General features: G+C 72.8%; 14 protein-coding genes. 6 read left to right on the forward strand and 8 right to left on the reverse strand.

Annotated features, from left to right (window positions below; genetic code table 11):
- Window positions 1-25 precede the first annotated feature (25 nt).
- Window positions 26-697 (forward strand): Sec-independent protein translocase protein TatB, encoded by a 672-nt coding sequence (tatB, locus tag WMF20_RS22720; RefSeq protein ID WP_129576319.1) that lies wholly within the window; start codon window positions 26-28, stop codon window positions 695-697.
- A complete protein-coding gene (gene tatC, locus WMF20_RS22725; RefSeq protein WP_129576320.1) occupies window positions 694-1581 on the forward strand; it encodes a twin-arginine translocase subunit TatC in 888 nt (295 codons plus the stop codon). Before tatB ends, tatC begins: the two co-directional genes overlap by 4 nt.
- 113 nt (window positions 1582-1694) lie before the next feature.
- On the opposite strand, the gene WMF20_RS22730 is transcribed toward tatC, so the two are convergent.
- The 5 genes from WMF20_RS22730 to WMF20_RS22750 form a co-directional block, all read right to left on the reverse strand.
- Window positions 1695-2633 (reverse strand): prolipoprotein diacylglyceryl transferase, encoded by a 939-nt coding sequence (locus tag WMF20_RS22730; RefSeq protein ID WP_129576321.1) that lies wholly within the window; start codon window positions 2631-2633, stop codon window positions 1695-1697.
- 2 nt (window positions 2634-2635) lie between these two features.
- Entirely contained in the window at window positions 2636-3400 is a 765-nt protein-coding gene (lspA, locus tag WMF20_RS22735; RefSeq protein WP_129576322.1) for a signal peptidase II, read from the reverse strand.
- A 206-nt stretch (window positions 3401-3606) separates the two neighbouring features.
- A complete protein-coding gene (lspA, locus tag WMF20_RS22740; RefSeq protein WP_437616730.1) occupies window positions 3607-4290 on the reverse strand; it encodes a signal peptidase II in 684 nt (227 codons plus the stop codon).
- Window positions 4291-4368: 78 nt separating this feature from the next.
- Window positions 4369-4857 (reverse strand): DUF4398 domain-containing protein, encoded by a 489-nt coding sequence (locus WMF20_RS22745; protein WP_437616731.1) that lies wholly within the window; start codon window positions 4855-4857, stop codon window positions 4369-4371.
- Window positions 4858-4883: 26 nt separating this feature from the next.
- Window positions 4884-5237 carry a DUF4398 domain-containing protein gene (locus WMF20_RS22750; protein ID WP_437616732.1) on the reverse strand — a complete coding sequence of 118 codons (354 nt, stop codon included), beginning with the start codon at window positions 5235-5237 and terminating at the stop codon, window positions 4884-4886.
- A 531-nt stretch (window positions 5238-5768) separates the two neighbouring features.
- Here WMF20_RS22750 and WMF20_RS22755 point away from each other — a divergent pair.
- A complete protein-coding gene (locus WMF20_RS22755; RefSeq protein WP_437616733.1) occupies window positions 5769-8165 on the forward strand; it encodes a DEAD/DEAH box helicase in 2397 nt (798 codons plus the stop codon).
- Window positions 8166-8396: 231 nt separating this feature from the next.
- Here WMF20_RS22755 and WMF20_RS22760 read toward each other — a convergent pair whose 3' ends face one another.
- Complete coding sequence (locus tag WMF20_RS22760) at window positions 8397-9209, reverse strand: SDR family oxidoreductase (protein ID WP_437616734.1); 813 nt, start codon at window positions 9207-9209, stop codon at window positions 8397-8399.
- A gap of 285 nt (window positions 9210-9494) precedes the next feature.
- Between WMF20_RS22760 and WMF20_RS22765 the strand changes: the two genes are divergently transcribed.
- Window positions 9495-11120 (forward strand): serine/threonine protein kinase, encoded by a 1626-nt coding sequence (locus WMF20_RS22765; RefSeq protein ID WP_437616735.1) that lies wholly within the window; start codon window positions 9495-9497, stop codon window positions 11118-11120.
- A gap of 99 nt (window positions 11121-11219) precedes the next feature.
- Entirely contained in the window at window positions 11220-12098 is an 879-nt protein-coding gene (locus WMF20_RS22770) for a class I SAM-dependent methyltransferase (RefSeq protein ID WP_437616736.1), read from the forward strand.
- Window positions 12099-12181: 83 nt separating this feature from the next.
- On the opposite strand, the gene WMF20_RS22775 is transcribed toward WMF20_RS22770, so the two are convergent.
- Complete coding sequence (locus WMF20_RS22775) at window positions 12182-13297, reverse strand: DUF1566 domain-containing protein (RefSeq protein WP_437616737.1); 1116 nt, start codon at window positions 13295-13297, stop codon at window positions 12182-12184.
- Window positions 13298-13710: 413 nt separating this feature from the next.
- On the opposite strand from WMF20_RS22775, the gene WMF20_RS22780 reads away from it, so the two are divergent.
- The gene (locus WMF20_RS22780) at window positions 13711-14493 is read left to right on the forward strand and encodes a hypothetical protein (RefSeq protein ID WP_437616738.1); all 783 of its coding nucleotides are present in this window, start codon (window positions 13711-13713) and stop codon (window positions 14491-14493) included.
- A 130-nt stretch (window positions 14494-14623) separates the two neighbouring features.
- Here WMF20_RS22780 and WMF20_RS22785 read toward each other — a convergent pair whose 3' ends face one another.
- Window positions 14624-16171, reverse strand: coding sequence for a pre-peptidase C-terminal domain-containing protein (locus WMF20_RS22785; protein WP_437616739.1), 1548 nt, complete (start codon window positions 16169-16171; stop codon window positions 14624-14626).
- Window positions 16172-16255: the final 84 nt, after the last annotated feature.

Below are 16255 nucleotides of genomic sequence, written 5' to 3' on the forward strand. Positions count from 1 at the left end.
CTCCCGCGCGCGCTAGCTTGCGCCCGTGTTCGGCTTCAGCTTCGGCGAGGTAATGGTGCTCGTCATCGTGGGCATCATCGTGGTCGGCCCACGACGGTTGCCCGCGATGATGCGGACGGCGGGGAGCTGGATCGCCAAGATCCGCCGCATGACCACCGAGCTCCGGACGCAGAGCGGCATCGACGACCTGATCCGCCAGGAGGGCCTGGAGCGCGAGCTCCGCGAGCTCCGCGCGCTCTCGCGGGTCAACGTGATCGAGACGCTGGTGAAGCCCGTCATCGACGCCGGCACCATCGGCACGGTCGTCTCGGCGACGCCGCGCGTGAGGCCGCCGGAGCCCGAGCCCCCGCCGCCGCCGGACGTGCCGCCGCCGCCGCAGAACGTGCCGCCGCTCCGCGAGCGCGAGTACCCGGTCCTCGGCTGCGACGCCTACGGCGCCGAGATCGACGAAGCGCCCAAGCCGGCGGACGCGGCGGAGGGCGAAGCCGCCGCTGCGCCGGCGGAGGGCGGAGGCGCCGCTGCGAGCGGCGCTGCGGGCGCGGAAGGCGCGGCGAGCACGGCGGCGCCGGCGGCCGCGGCAGCGCCGCAGGGCGCGGCGAGCACGGCAGGGTCCGCGGCGGCGCAGGAGACCGCGGCGGCACAGGAGACCGCGGCGGCGCAGGAGACCGCAGCGACGGGGAACGGAGCGGCGTCATGAGCCAGGAGCAGGCGGCGGCGAAGAGCGGTTCCCCGGGGGCGGCCGGCGCGTCCAGCGGCGCGGAGGACGACCCCAACGAAGACAAGCCGATGTCGTTCTGGGAGCACCTCGACGAGTTGCGGAAGCGGCTCGTCCGGAGCATCCTCGTCTTCTTTGCGGCCTGCATCGCCGGGTGGGAGGTGCGCGAGAAGCTCCTGCACTACCTGACCATCCCGTTCGTGGATGCGTGGCGGGAGCAGAACCTGCCGGGCAACCCCTCGCTCCACTTCGGCGCGCCCGCGGCCGCGTTCGTCGCTTACTTCAAGCTGTCGATGATCGGCGGCGCGGCGCTGGCCTCGCCGTTCATCTTCTACCAGCTGTGGGCGTTCGTCGCGCCGGGCCTCTACGCCCGCGAGAAGCGGTACGTCATCCCGTTCGTCCTGTTCTCGACGATCCTGTTCGTGGGCGGCGGCCTGTTCGGCTGGCGCGCGGCCTTCCCGATCTCCTTCGGCTACTTCCTCAGCATGGCCGGCACGCTCGACGGCGGCGGGGTGACGATCACGCCGACGGTGATGATGGGCGACTACCTGGACTTCGTTGCCCAGCTCCTGCTCGGCTTCGGGATCATCTTCGAGATCCCGCTCATCGTGCTGTTTCTCTCGATCGCGGGCATCGTCAACTACCTGCAGCTCATCCTGTTCGGCCGCTGGTTCGTGTTCGCCGCCTTCGTCCTTGCGGCCATCCTGACGCCGCCGGACATCACCAGCCAGCTCGTCATGGCCGTGCCGATGTGCCTCCTCTACGTGCTCTCGATCGGGCTCGCGTACGTCTTCGGCAAGCCGCCGACGGACGACCAGCGCGCCGCGTACAAGAAGCGCAAGCAGAAGGAAGTCTCCGAGGGGTGACGTCGGGCGCGGCGCGGACATCGCAGGCAGCCCCGCCTCCGCGCCTCGTCGGTGTCCCAGGGTGACGAACGGGTCGGCGGGCGGCGCATGCCGCGCGCCGTCAGGGCCGCGGCTCAGGCCGCGGGCGCGATCGCCGGGGGCGCCGTCTTCCGGCTCCGCGCCACGTGGATCGCGATCGCGGCGCCGATCACCGCGACCCCGATGAGCTGCGACGTGGACAGGCCGAGGAGGCCGCCGCGGTCGTCGGCGCGCGCGAACTCGAGCGTGAAGCGCCCGAGCGCGTAGAGGCCGAGGAACGTCGCGAAGACCTGCCCGTCGTACCGCTTCCGCCCGTGCACGTAGAGCAGGCAGATCGCCGCGATGGCGAACGACATGGCCGACTCGTAGATCTGCGTCGGGTGCACGGGGTGCGACGGCAGCCGCGCGCTCGCGAGCTCGTGCAGCTTGAACTGCGCCTCGCTCGCGGGGCTGTTCGGCGGGAACGAGAGCCCGAGCGCCCCGTCGGTGCGCTGGCCGAAGCAGCAGCCGGCGAGCAGGCAGCCCATCCGCCCGAACCCGAGGCCCAGCGGGACGGCGAAGCCCGCCATGTCCGCCGCCTTCCAGAACGGGAACCGATCGCGCTTCAGCAGCCAGTACGCCATCGCCGACGCGCCGATGAAGCCGCCGTAGTACGTCAGGCCGCCCGCCCAGAACTTCGCCCACGCGAGGCAATCGCGCTCGGTCGGGTGGCAGACCCCCTTCGCGGCGTCCCAGACGCCGTGGTACCGCGGCTCGCACAGCGCCTGCTCGACCTTCCAGTCGACCAGCGACGGATCGGTGCACAGGTGCACGTAATCCCAGAAGTATCCGTCGGCGATGACGTGGAGGAGCCGGCCGCCGACGACGCCGGCCAGGAGGCAGGCGAGCCCCAGGTCGACGATCACGTCCGGATCCTCGCCGATGCGCCGCGCCCACAGGGCGCCGATCGCAGTCGCGAAGAGGAAGCCGGTCAGCAGCAGCAGGAAGTAGGCGGGGAACGCGACGTCGAGCAGGCGGAACAGCTCGGGCCGCATGGTCAGCCCGCCGACGCCTTCGCCCCGGTCGCCCCGGAGGGCTTCCTCGCGAGCTCGGGGCGCTGAGGGGAGAACATGTCGATCGCCATCAGCCCGACGCCCACGACGATCGCGATGTCGGCCACGTTGAACGTCGGCCACACGAACGTCGGCGTGAACCGCACCTGGATGAAGTCGATGACGTACCCGTAACGGATCCGATCGACGAGGTTCCCGAGCGCGCCGCCGAGCACCAGTGGCAGCCCCCACCTGAGCGCGATCTGCGAAGGGTGGAGCTTGCGGTACAGCGAGACGATGAAGACGATCGCGGCGAGCGAGACAAGGAGGAAGAACGGACGGCGGATCGCCTCGCTCTCGTCGCCCAGGATGCCCCAGGCCCCGCCGTGGTTCTTCGCGAAGATCAGGTTCAGGTGGTCCTTGATGACCTCGATCTTCCGGAGCGCGAGCGGCCGGGGCGCCTCGGCGAGGTCCGCGAGCGCCCGCGGCTCCAGCCGGTCCTTGGCCCACCACTTCGTGCCGAGATCGGCGGCCAGCGTGACGGCCGACACGACGAGCAGGAACACGTACGACGGCCGGTAGGTGGGCTTCGCCGGCGCGACGACGTCGTCGGCGTCCTCCTCCAGCGACGGGCCGCGCCCCTCGGGGTCGCGCTCGCCGGCGGCCAGGGGCGCGCCTTCGGGCGCCTTCACGGGCGCGGCGCGGTCCGGCTCCGCATCGGCACCCTCGGTCTTCACGGCAGCATCTCGCGGCGTGGCGTCTTCAGTCATGCGGAGCGCGTTCCTCTACGACAAACCGAGCTCTCCGGCAAAGGCTTCCCTCCGGGCGCGCCGTCTCGCCCGTCTGCCCCCGTGCGCCCGCGCCCGTCTCGCGCGTCGCCATGCCGTGCCCGTCGGGCGTGTGCGCGCAGCCGCGCTGTCGCCGCGCGCCACGCGCTGCGCCGCACGCCACGCGCCGCGTCGGCGGCTTCGGCCCTTCAGCCGGCCGGCGGGGCGGGCGGAGGCGCTTCCGTCGATAGCGGAGGGGCGGCGTCGCCGCCCGCCGGGCTGCCGGCCGCGCCGCTCGGATCCGAGGAGGGAGCGCTCGCGTTGCGGGCGGAGGCGATCATGTCCGTGGACATGAGGATGACGCCGGCGACGATGGCGATGTCGGCGACGTTGAACGTCGGCCAGTGAAACTCCTGACCGCCGCGGATCACGTACACGTCGATGAAGTCGATGACCCAGCCGTAGCGGATCCGGTCGACCAGGTTGCCCATCGCGCCGCCGAGCGCCAGCGCCAGCCCCCACTTCATCGCGGCCTGGTTCCTGTGCACGCGGCGGTAGATCGAGACGATGAAGACGATCGCCGCGGCGGAGACGAACAGGAAGAACGGCCGCCGCAGGCCGTCCGGGAGGCTGCGGAGGAAGCTCCAGGCGCCGCCCGGGTTCTGCGCGAAGATGAAATCCAGGTGGTCCGGGATGACCGTGAAGATCTTCGGGCCCGACCGCTTCGGGTCGAACCCGGCGAGCCGCGCGTGCGCCCACGCCTTCGTCGCCAGATCGGCGGCGCACGAGACGAGCGACACGACGGCCAGGAAGGCGAGCGAGGCGCGCTCGCCTCGGGGGAGCTCGTCCGGGAGGAGTGCAGCGGGCGACGCCTGCGGTGCGCCAGAGGACATCACCCTCGCTTCTACGCGATGGCGCCGCGCGGAGCAAACGGCCCGGAGCCGGGCAGGGCGCCGCGCGGCGGACGCGGTTCACCGCCCGTTCAGGATCGTCAGCGAGCGCTCCGGGGCGCGCGCCCGGGCGGGCGCCGTCTGCGGCTTCGGCGGCGTGCCCGGCTCGAACGGCTCTGCCGCGTCGCCCGGCGGCGCCCGCTTCCTCCGCAGCGCGAGCTGCACCTCGGCGTACGCTTGGAGGGCCGCGCCCCGCTGCCGCTCCGCGGCCGCCGTGCGCCCGAGCGCGTCGGCCAGCTGCGCCCGACGATCCGCGAGGTACGCGAGATCCCTCGCCTCGGCGACCTCCCTCCCCGCGGCGAACGCGCGCTCCGCGCGCTCCAGCACCTCGCCGGCGCCCTCCAGGTCCGCGGCCGCGAGCTCCGCCGCCGCGCCCGCTCGGGCGCGCGCGTAGCTCTCCCGCGCGCTGATGAGCTCCTTCGGCGGCAGCGGGGCGCTCGCGCACCCCAAGAGGCCGCCGAGGAGCAGCATGGCCACCGTCGTGGCCGCCATCCTCGGGTTGCATCGCATGGTTCCGCGCCTCCTCCCGCGAGCCCCTACCGGAGCCGCTCCTGGATGGATCCGACCTCGCCGACCGCCTCTCGCGCGCGCGCCTGGGCCCGCGCCTCGCGCGCGAGGGCCATGGCGAGCTCCGCGTCCGCCTGCGCGCGCAGGAGCATGCGCCGCGCCCGATCGGCCACGCCCTCGGCCGACAGCCGCCTCGCTCGCTCCACCTGCTCCCTGGCGAGGCGCAGGTGGACGTCCGCCAGCGGGACCTCGTCGGCGCCGGACTCCTCGGCGGCCCGGATCATCGCCTCCGAGGCGACGACCCGCTCGCCGAACGTCGCCGCGCGCGCGGCGCACCCCGCCGCCGACGCGCCGAGGAGCGTCAGGATCACTGCCTTTCTCATGTGCGACACCTCGTGGCCGGCCCCGGACGAGCGATCGCCGGAGCTGGCGGGTCAAAGAGCGATGTGGACCTCGACGCCGGATCTCCGTCGCCGGTCGGCTCTTCCCCAGGCAACCAGCACACCAGGCCTGCCCGCGGTGGGGCTCTGCCTGAGCGCCCCCGCGCGGCGCGCCGCCCGGCGTCCGTCGGTGCAGCAGGATCGCCGAGCGCGCTGAGACGTCGGCTCACGCGCCGTATCCGCGCTTCCCAACCGTTGCGCGCAAACGAGCCATTCGCCGGCGCCGCCCCGCGCCTCGCGAGCAGCGCCTCCACGGCGGCAGGGCCGCCGAGCTCCGAGCTCGCTCGAGGACACGAGCGCTCCCCGCTCCCCTGTACGCGCGCCTGCCCTGCCCGCCGTCGCCCTCCCCCGCGCCGATCCGGCGCGCCGCCCGCCCGGATCGGGTGCGGCAGCTTCCCACAGATCTCCCCATCGCGCCCACCTGCGCCCGATCCGGTTGAGCGACACGGCGCATCTGTTTAGTATGCCGGCGTCATGCCGTCGCCCCCCTGGAAGATCGAGACCGGCGTCGAGACCGTCATCGCGTCGTGGCTCGCGTCGGGCTACGTTCGCCCTTGTTTCACCGCGGATCGCGAGCTGCCGCCGGCCGAGGCGCGCACCGCGCCGATGCCCGAGGCGCTCTCGCCGGCGCTGCGCGGCGCCCTGGAGCGGCGCGGCATCTCGCGGCTCTACGACCACCAGGCCCGGGCCTTCGCGGCGGCCCGCGCGGCGCGCGGCGCGGCGGAGGCCGCGCAGGCCGGGCGGCACGTGGTCGTCGCGACGCCCACGGCGAGCGGCAAGAGCCTCTGCTTCCACCTCCCGGTGCTCGACGCCCTGGCGGAGGGCGCCGCGTCGGGCCAGGGCGGCAGCGCGATCTACCTGTACCCGACCAAGGCGCTCGCCCGGGACCAGGAGGCCGGGCTGCACGCGCTCATCCGCGAGGCGGGGCTCACGATCCCGGCCATCGTCTACGACGGGGACACGCCGGGCGACGCGCGGCGGGCGGCGCGCGAGCGCAGCCCCATCGTCATGACCAACCCCGACATGCTGCACGCGGGGATCCTGCCGCACCACGCGCACTGGGCGCGGACGTTCCAGCGCCTGCGCTACGTCGTGCTCGACGAGCTCCACACCTACCGCGGCGTGTTCGGCTCGCACGTCGCCCACGTGCTCGCCCGGCTGCGCCGCGTCGCCGCCTTCCACGGCTCGAGCCCGACGTTCCTCTGCGCGACGGCGACCATCGGCAACCCGCGGGCGCACGCCGCGCGCCTCCTGGGCATCGCCGAGGACGAGCTCGAGCTCATCGACGAGTCGGGCGCCCCGCGCGGGCCGCGGCGCTTCTTCTTATACAACCCGCCCGTCGTGAACGCGGAGCTCGGGGTGCGCGCCAGCACCCTGAAGAGCGCGGTCCGCCTCGCCGGGGATCTCGCGCGGGCCCGCGTGCCGACGCTCGTGTTCGGCCAGTCGCGCAACTCGGTCGAGATCATGCTGAAGTACCTGCGCGAGGGCGTCGGCAAGGAGATCGGGGCGGAGGACGCGATCATGGCGTACCGCGGCGGCTACCTCCCGGAGACGCGCCGCCGGGTCGAGCGGGGGCTCCGCGAGGGCGAGATCCTCTGCGTCGTGGCCACGAACGCGCTCGAGCTCGGCATCGACATCGGCGAGCTCGACGCGGTGATCTGCGCCGGCTATCCCGGGTCGGTCGCGGAGACGTGGCAGCGCTTCGGCCGCGCGGGCCGGCGCGGCAAGACGAGCATCGCCGTCCTGTGCGCGACGAGCGCGGCGCTCGACCAGTACCTCGCGAGGAACCCGAGCTACCTGCTCGAGCGCGGGGCCGAGTCGGCCCGGATCGATCCGCAGAACACCGAGATCCTGGTGCAGCACCTCAAGTGCGCGGCGTTCGAGCTGCCGTTCCTCAAGGGGGAGTCCTACGCGGCGATGCCGGCGGACGACACCGTCGCGGCGCTCCGCTTCCTCCAGGACAACGGGGTCGTCCACGAGTCGAACGATCGCTTTCACTGGGCGACCGACGCCTATCCGGCGAACCACGTGAGCCTGCGCTCGGTGGGCTGGGACAACTTCGTCATCATCGACAAGGCGCTCGGCAAGACGCTCGCGGAGCTCGACTGGCGCGCCGCGCCCACGATGCTGCACGAACAGGCCATCTACCAGCACGACGGCGAGCAGTATCAGGTCGAGCGGCTCGACTACGAGAACCACAAGGCGTTCGTGACGAAGGTGGTCCCCGACTATTTCACGACCGCGCTCACCCATCGAAAGGTGAGCATCCTCGACGAGAGCGCGAACGCCCCGCTCGGCCGGGCGACCGCCGCGTTCGGCGAGGTGAGCATCGTGGAGAAGGTGGTTGGGTACAAGAAGATCAAGTTCTACACGCACGAGAACACGGGGTATGGCGACGTGCGGCTGCCCGACATCCAGATGCACACGACCTCGTTCTGGCTCACGGTGCCCGAGGCGCTCTGCGAGGAGCTCGGCCTCGGCCGCGCGACCGCGATCGACGGCCTGCGCGGCATCGCGCGGGCGCTGGAGACGGTCGCGACGCTCTCGCTCATGTGCGATCCGCGGGACATCGGCCAGACGCTCGAGGACGGGAGCGAGGCGCGGGCGCCGGACGTCCCGCCCGACGGCGAGCGGGCCGGGGTCTTCGATCCGACGTTGTTCCTGTTCGACAACGTGCCCGGCGGCGTCGGCCTGTCCGAGCGCATCTACGAGCAGCGCGATGAGCTCCTCGCGCGCACGCGGCAGCTCATCGCGGGGTGCGGCTGCGACCAGACCGGCTGCCCGCTGTGCGTCGGCGCGACGGAGGCCGTCGACGGCAAGCGCAGGCGCGCGGCGCTCGGGCTCCTCCAGATCTTGCTCCACCAGGCGTGAGGCACCGGAGCGAGACGAGATTGAACCGCCAAGTCACCGAGACAAGCGATCTCGGAGCTCTCTCCCCGTCCTTGAGGAATCCCCTACTCCCTGGGTCAACGCGGGTAGAGCGGCGCTCGCCCGCACAGGAGACGGGTCCAGATCGGCGTTTTCGGCGCACAGGCGTACTCCGGTACGCCGAGCACCGAAAACGCCGAGATGGGCGCGTATCCGAAGCGGGCGAGCGCCGCTCTACCCCCTCTTCACGGCGAAGCCGGCGAACGCCTGCATGACGGGCATCAGCTCCAGCCGGTTCACGTTGACATGCTCCGGGAGCGTCGCGCACCAGACCACGGCCTCGGCCACGTCCTCGGCCGAGAGCGGCTTCACCCCCTGGTACACGGAGGCGGCCCTCTCCTCGTCGCCCTTGAAGCGCACCACCGAGAACTCCGTCTCGGCCATGCCGGGCTCGATGTCGGTGACGCGCACCCGGCTGCCGAGGAGATCCGCGCGCAGGTTCAGCGAGAACTGCGCGACGAACGCCTTGCACGCGCCGTAGACGTTGCTCCCGGGATACGGCGTCTCGGCGGCCACCGAGCCGATGTTGATGATGTGCCCCCGGTCGCGCGCCACCATCCCGGGCAGGAGCGCCCGCGTGCAGTAGAGCAGCCCCTTGATGTTCGTGTCGACCATCTGCTCCCAGTCCTCGAGATCCGCCGCGTGCGCGGGCGAGAGGCCGAGCGCGCCGCCCGCGTTGTTGACCAGCACCGACACCTCGGACAGCTCCGGCGGGAGCTCCGCGATCGCCCGATCCACCGCGCCCCGATCCCGGACGTCCAGCCGGACGAGGTGGACCGCGGCCGCCCGGCCACCCCCGGGCGACGAGCCCGCCCCGCCGCCCGTGAGCTCGGCCGCGAGCGCCTCCAGGCGCTCGTAACGGCGCGCCGCCAGGATCAGCCGAGCGCCCAGGCCCGCGAAGCGACGGGCGATCGCCGCGCCGAAGCCAGCGGAAGCGCCGGTGATGAAGACAACCGGAGTCGAATCGTTCAGGGCAGCGTGCATCATGTCCTGAGCGGACTTGTACCAGACCGGCGCAGATCCAGCGACATCCACCGCGCCCCGCGGCGCACGTCGGCCCTGCGCGAGCTCACCGGGCAGCCGTGGATTCGTCGTGGACGTGCCGCCGCGCCGCCTCGTGACAGCCGGGCTTCGGCCGCGCGGGAACGCCGCGAGTCGATTTGTGCAATCGACCCCGGCATCCAGGATGGTCGAGCGCGGTCGCCCCTTTACCCGGCCCCTCGGTGCCATTTACAGTCGGGCACCGTGGAGAGCGTGCCATCGAGGGGGTCTGTGCTGGGGCGTTACGCCATCGGACCGCGGGTGGCGCGCGGCGGGATGGGCGAGGTGTTCCGCGCGGCCGCGCTCGGGCCGGATGGCGAGGAGATCCCGGTCGCCATCAAGCGAATCGTCCCGATGCACGCCGGCAGCGACGATCTCAAGCAGCTCTTCATCGCCGAGGCGAGCATGATGACCCGCCTCAAGCACCCCAACATCGATGAGGTGCTCGACTTCGGCGTCGACGAGGCGGGCGACTTCTACCTCGTGCTCGAGCTCGTGTCCGGAACGGACCTCGGCCGGCTCTGCCGATGGATCTGGGCGCGCGGGGAGTCTGTCCCGGTGCCGGTCGCGCTCTTCGTCGCGTCCGAGGTGCTCAAGGGGCTCGGCTATGCGCACGAGCGCTCGGCCGCCGAGGGGCGGCTGATGGTGCACCGCGACGTGAGCCCGGGGAACGTGCTCATCTCGCTGGCCGGCGCGGTGAAGATCGCGGACTTCGGCGTGGCGATCGCCACGCGGGGCGAGGCGGGCGACGCGGCCAGGCGCGATCTCGTCGGAAAGCCGACCTACATGCCGCCCGAGCAGTTCGACGGGGAGCGGGTCGACGCCCGCGCCGACCTGTTCGCGCTCGGGGTGGTGCTCTTCCAGATGCTCACCGGCACGCGGCCGTTCTCCGGGACCAGCGCCGCCACGCGCATGGCCGCGGCGCGCGAGGGGCAGATGCTGCGGGCGAGCGAGCTGCGCCCCGAGGTGAGCCCCGCCCTCGAGGCGCTCCTCGCGCGCGCGCTCGCGCCCCGACGGGAGGACCGCTTCCCCGACGCGCGCGCCATGCTGGAGGCCATCGAGGCGCTCCGCGAGGCCGGCCACGAGATCGGCGCGCCGGAGGATCTCGCGGCGCTCGTGGGCGCGGCGCTGAAGGAGCCGTCCGAGCCGCGCCCGGCGGGCCACCCCGCGTCCGAGCGCCCGGACGGCGACGACGACCTGGAAGGGGGCGAGCTGGCGCGCGCCGACGAGGACAGCCCCTTCACCCTGCGCGTGACGCGGCGGCTCAGCGGTCCGTCGCAGGCGCTCGGCGGCGACGCCGAGCCGCTCGACGCGAACGGCGCGGCGCTGCCGGAGCCGTCGAGCGCCCCGCTGAGCGGCGGATTCCACGCGGTGGCGCCGGCCTCCGGCGACGAGAGCTCGCTCGATCCGCTCCTAGCCCCGTCCGTGAGGCCGGGGATCCCCTCGCAGCGGCCGCGGGACGAGCTCCGGCCGGCGTCGGTGCCGAGCGCGGCCCTCCCGGCGGCCGGGGCGACGCGGCAGCGCCTGCTCGCGGCGGCGATCGCCTGCGCCGCGCTGGCCGGGATCGCCGTCGCCAGCGTGCGCGTCGGCGAGGGCCGGCTGAGCGCGGCCGCGCAGCGCGCCGCGGCCGTGGCGCAGCCGCGGCTCGCCCCCGCGGTGCACGCGGCGCTCCTGCCCCTGCGAAGGGCGACGCCGCCGGCGAGCTCCACGGCCGAGGCAGCGCCCGCGGCGGGCGCCTCCACGGGCGCGACGCCCGCCGCGGGTGCGACGCCCGCCGCAGGCGCGACGCCCGCCGCAGGCGCGACGCCCGCCGCGGGCGCCCCCACGGACGCGACGCCCGCAGCCACCCTGCGCTGACCGCCCGAAGCCCGAGCCGCTTGCGGCGCTCAGCCGCTCGCCGACCGCCCGCAGCCCGAGCCGCTTGCGGCGCTCAGCCCGCTCGGCTAGCAGCGCGGCGTGCAACGTCATCGCGCCCTCCTCGCCTTCGCCCTCGCCGCGTTCACCGGGTGCGCCTCCGCGCCTCCTGCGGCGCCGTCCGCTCCTCCCGCCGCGCCGGCCGCCTCGCCCGATGCGGCGCCGACCGCGACGGCCCCCGCCCCGACCGACGCTGCCGCCTCCGCGCCGTCCCAGGTCACCTCGGTCGAGGTGCCCGCGGCCCTGCGCGCCGTCGTGGAGGCCGCCGACCGCGCGGATGCCGACAAGGCGCTCGACGCTGGCCGGAAGCCCGCGGAGACGCTCGCCTTCTTCGGCATTCAGCCGGGGATGAAGGTCGCGGAGCTCATGGCCGGGGGCGGGTACACGGCCGAGCTCCTCTCGCGGGCGGTCGGCCCGAGCGGGGCCGTCTACGGGCAGAACAACCGCTTCGTCCTCGAGCGCTTCGCCGAGAAGCCGTGGAGCGAGCGGCTCAAGAAGCCCGTGATGAAGCCGGTGGTCCGGGTCGACCGCGAGCTCGACGACCCGTTGCCGCCCGAGGCGCGGGATCTCGACGCCGTGTTCCTCGTCCTCTTCTATCACGACGCCGTGTGGATGGAGGTGGACCGGGCCGCGATGAACCGCGCCATCTTCCGCGCGCTCAAGCCCGGCGGCGTGTACGCGATCATCGATCACGCGGGGCGCGACGCGACGGGCGTCACCGAGGTGAAGACGCTCCACCGGATCGAGGAGAAGGTCGTGCGGCAGGAGATCGAGCAGGCCGGCTTCCGGCTCGCGGCCGAGGCGAGCTTCCTCCGGACGCCCGGCGACACGCGCGACTGGAACGCCTCGCCCATGGTGGCGGGCGACAAGCGCGGCATGAGCGACCGCTTCGTCCTGAAGTTCGTCAAGCCCGGCGGCTGAGCCGCGGCGGACGGCGGGTCAGCCCGGTCCGCGGCTCGGGAGCGGCGGGCATCACGGCAGGGAGCGCGCGGCTCGGGCGGCGCTCACCTGTCGGAGCGGACGCAGCGCGTGAGCCGCCGATCGCGGACCGAGTGGTCCTGCGATGTGCCGTTCGTGAAGTTGACGAGGATCGCCTTGTCGGCGCTGCCGATGGCGGGCGTCGACGACCAGAAGACGTCGGACGGCGCCCCCGGGAAGGCCTCCGGGTCGATCGCCGGCCCGGTACGTCGATCGTCGACGATCGAGAGCAGCTCCTTCGCGCTCGGCAGCCGCCAGTCGCCCTTGCCGGCCAGCGTGAGCTCCTCGCAGTGGGCGAGCGCGCCGTTCCAGATGAAGCGGGTCAGGGAGGCGTGGCGCTGCCAGACGAGCCCCGTCCGCCCATCGAGCACCCACTCCTCGCCGAACGACAGATCGGGCGGCTCCATCCCGCCCTCGCCCCCGACGCACAGCGCTCGCGCGCCGGACATGTCCTTCTGGAAGAACCCCACGGACGCGTCGGCGGCGAGCACGCCCCACGCGAAGCTGTCGTCGTCGGCGACGTCGGTCGCGGACCAGTAGAAGCTGTCCTGGGTGCTCGTGAAGAAGATGTCCGGAAACGCCGTGGCGTGGCCGAAATCCAGGATGGAGACGAGCTCGCGCCGCGTTGGCAGGCGCCACTTCGCGATGCCGCCGACCTGATCGGCGCTGAGCGTCTCGCAGTGCTGGAGCGCGCCCTGCAGCGTGAACGTCCCGCTCTCCGTCACCTTTTCCCACGTGAGCCCGGTCACCGAGTCGTTCACGGTGCCGTCGTCTTCTGAGTACGAGGGAACGGCGATCTCGTAGTTGCCGTCCTGTCCGAAGAAGGGCTCCGACGGTGCCGGGCACGCCTCGAGCACGGTCGTTCCGTCGGAGCAGCGTCTCGTCGGCGAGTCCGGCCACGTCACCTCGACGATGGGCGGCCCTCCGCCGGTCCCTCCCCCGGCGCCGCCGCCGCCCATCGGCTCGCTCCCGCCGCCGCCCATCGGCTCGCTCCCGCCGCTTCCGCCGGTCCCTCCTCCGGTCCCGGAGCCGTAACCGATCTGAAAGGGCTCTCCAACGCAGCCGGCGAGCGCGACGAGCTCCACGAGCAGCGCGGCCAGCAGCCGGAGGGAGCGATGGGCGTGAGGGGTCTCGTTCGGCATGGGCGAGCGGCGGCGTCCGGGAGGGATCCGGGCCTGCAGCCTACCATTCACCGGGGCGCAGAGGTCGATTTCCTCGCAGGCGAGCCCGCGCCGCAGGGCCTCATCGGCGACCCGCGCGCCGCGCTTTCATCGCGAATTTCCCCTGCGCCGCGAGCCCACGCGCGTTCGCGGCGCCCCTGCCGCGCGCTTCCCCACAGGCCTTCGCCGCGCGCCGCGCCGCGCTCCCCCACGCGCCGCCACCGCGCTCTTGCCGCTCGCCGAACTCTTGCCGCTCGCCGCGCGCTCTTGTCACGCGTCGCATGCTTTCGCCGCGCGCCGCACGCTTTCGCCGCGCGCTCCGTCCGCCCGGAACCGGCAGCCGCGAAAAACGGAGCGAGCATGAAATAAACAGGAGGCTGCGGCGAACAGTGGGTATGAGCACACGCACCTCCCTTTTGTTCGCGGTCGCGCTCACGGGCAGCCAGCTCGTGGGCTGTAGCGACGGCGCGACAAGCTCGGTCGGGGATCGGGTCGCTCGAGGGGCAGCGGCCTGCCTCCCGGGCGAATCGATCGAGCGGGCCGAGACGAAGGTTTACACGTTCTTCGGCAGCGCCGGCGCGCAGAGCCGGGTCGAGCGGGCGATCCGGCCGGATGGGTCGGAGACGCTCTCGAGCGAGACCCGCCTGACGCCCGCCGACGCCGGCCACGGGACCGCGGCGGGGGGCGCGCTCCCGGCCGGCGGCGTTCTCCGCGAGTATGCCGAGCTCGACCCCTCGGGCCGCCTCGTCTACGCCGACGTCTCGCTCGGCGACGCCGCCGGCGTGGTGAAGCGGATGATCCTCGATCCGCAGCACGGCGCAGCGCTGCTCCGCCGGGCCGGCCGCGCGTCCGGCTTCGTCCGGATCCCGACCGGAGAGGCCACCATCTATGCGCCGGTGGGCTCGATCGTGACGCCGGTCGCGGCGTGGGTCGCCCGGCGCGCGGCGCTCGCGGCGCCGAGCGTCCGCATGTTCGACGAGGGGACCGCCGAGAGCCACGCCGTCCTGAGCGATCAGCTGGTCATCGAGGACGGCCACGACACGTTCGTGGTGCTCGGCGACGCGGCGCTGTCGGCAGATGACGAGTTCATCACCTCCCTCCCGCTCGGCGCCGCCGCGTCGACGACGGCCTGCGAGGCGGGGGGGAGCGCCGCCGCCGCTCCCTGGCGCTCCGGGTGAGCCCGCCCGCGGGCGATCCGGGGCCGCGCTCACGCCGCGATCGCGCAAGGCACCGAGGACGAGCGCCCGCTGTCCTCGGTGTCTCTCCGCGAGACGGATCGCCGTTACCTCCCGGATCCTCTCCGCCGCTTCACGGGGTCGTGTAGTCGACGTTCACCGTGTACGTGCTGTCCGAGTATCCCTGCACGAGGAGGAAGGCCTCCGACGCGCCGTCGGGGACCGTCAGCTCGCACGTCTCGTCCGCGCCGTCGAGGTACGGGCGGCAGTCGTAGGCGCTCAGCGTCGGCTGCTCGCCGAACCGCACGTAGAGATCGGGATCCCCGGTGCCGCTCATCACGGCCCGGAAGGTCGTGCCCGGGACGACCGCGATCGGCCCGTGGGATGCCGTCTCGCGCCGCGAGATGCTGCCCTCGAAGCTCGTGGACGTCTCGGTGCCGCCGCCTTCCGGCGCGTCCGGCGCCCCCGGCGCGGAGTAGCTCACCTCGATCTGGTAGTTCGCCGCCGTGTAGCCGTGCACCTTGATGAAGGCCCTCGTCTCGCCTTCCGGCACCTCGAGCGTGCAGGTCTCGTTCGCGTCGCTGAGGTACGGCCGGCAATCGAACGAGCGCGCCGTCGGCGCGTCGCCGAATTTCACGTAGAGATCGGGGTCTCCGGTCCCGGTCATGGCCACGGTGAGGGTCGTCCCGGGCACGACCTCGATCCCGTCGGCGGGCCCGACCGCGTCGAACGCGCCCCGGGCGACGCGGCCGCTGAACGTCTCGCTGGTCGGCACCCCGCCGCCACCGCCGCCGCCGCCGCCTCCGCCGCCACCGCCGCCGCCTCCGCCTCCGCCTCCTTCGGGAGCGCCGTAGAGCGATTGAACGCCTGCGATGTCCTTCGCCGTGAGGTTGAGCGTCCTGTCGCCGGTGCCGTTGCACTGGGGATAGTGCATGACGGACGCTCCGTCGTACGAGGTGAGGGCGCGCCAGTTGTTGTCCTCGAAGCAGGCGCCCGACTCAGGACGGGTGTGCTCGTGGCGGAAGCCGAGGGTGTGACCCAGCTCGTGGCGGAGGATGCCCGTGAGATCGGGCTGGGCGCTGTTGTGAGCGGTCCTGTCGATCAGGACGTTCCGCGACGACCGCGACTGGCCGGGGAAGAAGGCGCGCGCCAGGTACTGGCCGCCCGCGTTCACGGGGTTCACGTCGAACAGGACGCTGCTGGTGCTCGACGTGCAGTTCGAGTCGGCAGACTCCACGTGGATGAAGTCGACGTCCGCGACCTCCTCCCACGCCTCCACGGCCGACGCCATCGCGGCGACGACGGACTCGTAGTTGCCCCCGAATCTCGTGCTCACGCAGTAGGTGAGATTGCGCCGCTGCTCCGTCGTCCAGACAATATCGCTGCCCCCGGACTGGTTGACGATCAGCGCACCATCGCGCACATGCGTCTCCCAGAACTCGCGCAGATGCTTGATATCTACGACAGGCGTGTCCCCGTTAACAATGTAGATGCCAGTGTCAGCCTCGCGGAAGACGGTCCGCTCGAAGTCGTCAAATCCCAACTGATTGGTGCCGACTGCCTCGGTGCTACCGTCGCCGACGTCTGCCGAGCAACCGGCCGCAGCAGCGGTCAAACCAGCGATCACCACGGCGAGCTTACGGGTGACCACATTGCTCTGGTGCGGCTTTGCAGGATGCATTTGAAGCTCCTTTCGGGGAGGCGAATCACGCTGTCCACGCGAACTCGATGAGACCCAAATGCCTTAACCCGATTTGACCCGCAG

The sequence above is a fragment of the Sorangium sp. So ce834 genome (genome assembly GCF_051521425.1).
GTDB classification, from domain to species: Bacteria; Myxococcota_A; Polyangia; order Polyangiales; family Polyangiaceae; genus Sorangium; species Sorangium cellulosum_D.